This window comes from Streptomyces sp. NPDC046876 (assembly GCF_040645035.1).
GTDB lineage: Bacteria > Actinomycetota > Actinomycetes > Streptomycetales > Streptomycetaceae > Streptomyces.
In genome coordinates this window covers 1-4,609 of sequence record NZ_JBEYXK010000198.1, presented here as the reverse complement: position 1 = coordinate 4,609, position 4,609 = coordinate 1, and the positions used below count along the sequence as shown (strand labels likewise).

The 4,609-nt window shown below is 68.5% G+C and carries 2 protein-coding genes; both read left to right on the top strand.

Going from position 1 to position 4,609, the window contains the following annotated elements; translation table 11 throughout:
- On the top strand, positions 1–1,433 hold a 1,433-nt coding region (locus ABZ924_RS38130), incomplete at its 5' end, for a non-ribosomal peptide synthetase (protein WP_361920265.1).
- On the top strand, positions 1,433–4,609 hold a 3,177-nt coding region (locus ABZ924_RS38125), incomplete at its 3' end, for a beta-ketoacyl synthase N-terminal-like domain-containing protein (RefSeq protein WP_361920263.1). The genes ABZ924_RS38130 and ABZ924_RS38125, both read left to right, overlap by 1 nt.

Genomic DNA, 4,609 nt, shown 5'->3' with positions numbered 1-4,609 from the left:
CCAACCCGGACCACCACACCACCCCCGACCACCTCGCCTACGTCATCTACACCTCCGGCTCGACCGGCACCCCCAAAGGCGTCATGATCCAGCACTCCGGGGTGGTGAACATGGCCGGTGCCCTGCAGACGGAATACCGACTGCATAGGGGCAGCCGCATTCTCCAGTTCGCTTCGCTCGCTTTCGATGGCTCGGCCTTCGAGATCTATTCCGTACTCGGGATCGGAGGCACGGTGGTGCTCGCCTCTCGGCCGCAGCTGATGCCCGGAGGTGAGCTGGAGAACACCATCCGGACCTACGGCATCAACACGATCACGCTTCCTCCCTCGGTCCTCGAGCGGGCGGACACAGCGTTCCTGGACCAGTTGGACGTTCTGATCGTCGGCGGTGAAGCGTCCAATCCGGAGTCCTGGCTGGCGTGGCAGCGGTGCCCGCGGCTGATCAACGGTTACGGCCCGTCAGAGGCGACCGTGTGCGTGGTCACATACGACGGAAGGGAGGCCGTGTCGGGCTCCGTGCCGATCGGTCGTCCTGTCGCGAACACCGAGGTGTTCGTGGTGGGTCAGGCCGACCGGCTGGTGCCGGTCGGCGTGCCCGGGGAACTGCTGGTGGGTGGAGCCAGCCTGGGGCGGGGATACCTGAACCGGCCGGAGCTCACCGCCGAGAAGTTCGTCGAGGTGGAGATCGGCGGAAGGGTCCGCCGGGTGTATCGCACCGGTGATCTGGTCCGCTGGCTGCCCAGCGGAAACCTGGAGTTCCTCGGCCGGATCGACACCCAGGTCAAGATGCGGGGCATCCGCATCGAGCTGGGCGAGATCGAGACACGGTTGGTGGCGCACCAGGACGTGGCTTCGGCCACAGCGGTCCTGCGGGAGGCGTCCGCCGGGGACAAGCGGCTCGTCGCCTACGTGGTACCGCGTCGGGGCGCCACGCTGGACACCACGGCGATGCGGCGCTGGTGCGGCGCCAGCCTGCCCGACTACATGGTGCCCGCCGCGTTCGTGTACCTGGACGCCCTGCCGCTCACACCCAACGGCAAGGTCGACCGCCGAGCCCTGCCTGCCCCCGAGACCGACCGGCCCGAACTCTCCGCCCAGTACGTGGCGCCGCGCGGCGAGATCGAGACCGCCGTCGCCGGCATCTGGGCCGAAGTGCTGGGTGTCGAACAGGTCGGCATCCACGACAACTTCTTCGACCTCGGCGGACACTCCTTGCTTCTGGCACAGGTGCGCGGTCGCCTCGCCACACGACTGGACGTGCCGATCCCCATGGTCGCGTTGTTCCAGCACACCTCGGTCCGCGCCCTGGCCCTGTACCTCTCCGACCGCGACACAGCGCCGGTGGACGACACGGCCGTCGCGCGGTCCCGGCAGAGCGGTAGGACAAGGCTGAGTCAGCGGCGCCGCCGCAGCACTTCGAAGGGAGACAGCTGATGGCCGACGGCGACACCTTCGAGGTGAACCCTTCGCACATCGCCGTCATCGGGATGGCGGGCCGCTTCCCGGAGGCGGAGGACCTGGACGGGTTCTGGCAGAACCTGGCCCACGGCGTGGAGTCGGTCAAACCCGTACCGGTCTCGGAGGATGTGTCGCACCGTCCAGCGTTCGCCGAGCTCGGCGATCCCGACTGCTTCGACTCCGACTACTTCGGTTACGCGCCGCGCGAAGCCCTGATCATCGATCCGCAGCATCGCCTGTTCATGGAATGCGCGGTCGAGGCTCTCGAATGCGCGGGGGAGGACCCGGAGCGTTTCCCCGGGCCCATCGGCGTCTACGCGGGCGGCAGCCAGACGGGCCACTTGGAGTCACTGCGTGCCGTGCGGGACCGGCTGGGGAATCCGAGTGAGATGATGCTCGGCTTCGGTACTGGCGTCGCCTTTCTGACCACGCGCGTCGCCTATCAGCTCGGTCTGCGCGGTCCCGCCGTCACCGTGCAGACCGCCTGCTCCACGTCGCTGGTGGCCGTCCATCAGGCAGCTCAGGCACTGCTGGCGGGCGACTGCGACATGGCGCTGGCCGGCGGGGCCAGTGTTCACGTACCGACGCCCGTAGCCGAGTACACCGAGGACGGGGCGATGTCCGGCGATGGACACTGCCGGGCGTTCGATGCTGCCGCCGGAGGTTCGGTGGGCGGCGACGCCGTGGGCATCGTGGTCCTGAAGCGCCTGGACGACGCGGTGGCGGACGGGAACACGATTCACGCCGTGCTGATCGGGACCGCCGTGAACAACGACGGACACGAAAAGATCGGGTTCACAGCGCCCAGCGTGTCGGGGCAGGCCGAGGTGATGCGGACCGCGCTGAAGGTCGCGGAGGTCGATCCTGACACCGTTTCCTATGTCGAGACCCACGGAACCGGCACCCGACTGGGTGATCCGATCGAGGTCGCGGCACTCACCGCGGCCTACGGGCCGGGGCGGGTCGCCGATCGGCCGCAGGGCCCGATCTGGATCGGTTCGCTGAAGACCAACATCGGCCATTCCGATGCAGCCGCCGGGGTGGCCGGCCTGATCAAGACGATCCTGGCACTGCGCCACCGGCTGATACCGCCGAGCCTGAACTTCGCGACGCCCAATCCGGAGATCGACTTCGAGAACTCTCCCTTCCGGGTGAACGCGGAGCTGCGCGAGTGGGAGTCCAACGGCGCTCCTCGCCGGGCAGCGGTCAACGCCCTCGGTGTCGGAGGCACCAACGCCCACGTCCTTCTCGAAGAGGCACCACCAGTCCCCCGTACGAAGGCGGAGAAGCCGTCCCAGCTGGTGGTGGTCTCTGCCAAGTCCCGTCCGGCCCTGTCCGACGCTCGCACTCGGCTCGCCGACCACCTGGAGAAGCACCCCGCCACCGACCTCCGGGACGTGGCCTGGACCACCCAGACGGGCCGTCAGGCCCACCCATACCGGCAGGCCTTCGTCGGCTCGACCGTGCAGGATCTGGTTGCGCGGCTGGCCGACACCAACTCCTTCCCTGCCGAACCCGTCAATGGCACGGACCGCTCCGTGGCCATGGTCTTTCCCGGCCATGGAGGTCAGAAGCTGGGCATGGCCCGTGAGCTCTACCTCCATGAGGGAATTTTCAGGGCCTCCCTCGACGCATGCTCGGCGGCGTTCGCTCCCCATCTCGATGTCTCGCTCCCCGATGTTCTCTTCGGCGAGACATCCCCGTCTGCGGGGACGGACTTCGCGGAGTTGCCCGTCGCGCATGCGGCGATCTTCAGTGTGGAGATGGCCCTCTACCGGTTGTGGGAGTCGTGGGGGATCACGCCGGACGTGGTCGCCGGTCAGAGCCTCGGAAGCTATGCGGCCGCATGTGTGGCCGGGGTCTTCACCCTGGCCGACGCGGCAGCGGTCGTGACCTGCCGCAGTCGGCTGCTGGAGACGCTGCCGAGCGGAGGGATGCTCGCGGTGTCCCTGCCGGAGTCCGAAGTGTCCCGGCTCCTGACGGACGGAGTCTCGCTGGGAGCCGTGAACGGACCGGACCAGTGTGTGCTGTCCGGACCGACGACGGCGGTCGTGGAGCTGGCCGCGCGGTTGCACAAGGCCGGAGTCGACGTTCGCCGGCTGCACATCCCGGGCGCCGGTCACTCCTCGCTGGTGGACTCGATCACCGGGCGATTCGCCGACTTCATGGCGTCCGTCGAGTTCGGCCGACCTGTCGTCCCGTTCGTCTCCGACAGTGACGGCCGGCTCATGGACCCGGATCGGCTGGCCACCCCGCAGTACTGGGTGGACCACATGCGCAACACCGTCCGGTTCGGCGACGTCGTCTCCAAGCTGCTGGAGTCCGACAACAGAACGATTCTCGAAGTGGGTCCGGGCCGGAGCATGACCACGCTGGTCCGCAGGCACCCGGATCTCAAGAAGGACCACCTCGTCGTCTCGAGCCTGCCTCACCCCTCGGCTCCGGTCTCCGACCTCGAACACATTCTCGGCTCGGCGGGCTCCCTCTGGAGCGCCGGCCACGACCTCGACTGGCACGGGGTCCACTCGGGCGCTGCCGGGCGACGCATCGCACTGCCCACTTACCCGTTCCAGCGCACCAGGTTCCGGCTGGACCTCACCGCCGAGGAGCCTGTGCAGATCGAGCGGGTGGCCGTAGCGGACGTCGATCCCGAAGTGCTGCAGGAGGCGCCGGGCACGGCATCCGAAGCCGCCGTGGCACGACTGTTCGAGGAAGTGCTCGGTGTCTCCCGGCCCGCACGGCAACACGACTTCTTCAAGCTGGGCGGCGACTCCCTCCTGGCGACGCAGCTCACCTCCCGGTTGCGCAAGGACCTGTCCATTCGAGTCTCGGTCCGAGAGGTCTTCCACGCACCGACGGTCGCGGCACTCGCCCAGCTCGTCGATGCGAAGCTGGCCTCGGCCTCCGCCGGCGGCAAGGATGCCGCGGCATCCGAAGGGGCGGCGCTCGTGCCGGTGCCGCGTGCTGAGGGCGGTCTGCCGCTTTCGTTCGCGCAGCAGCGTCTGTGGTTCTTGGAGCAGCTCGGACTGGATGGGCTGGATCTGTCCGTCCCGGCGATGCTGCGGGTGCGGGGCGGGTTGGATGTGGAGGCGTTGGAGACGGCGTTCTCGGCTCTGGTGGCCCGGCACGAGGTGCTGCGCACCCGGTTCGTC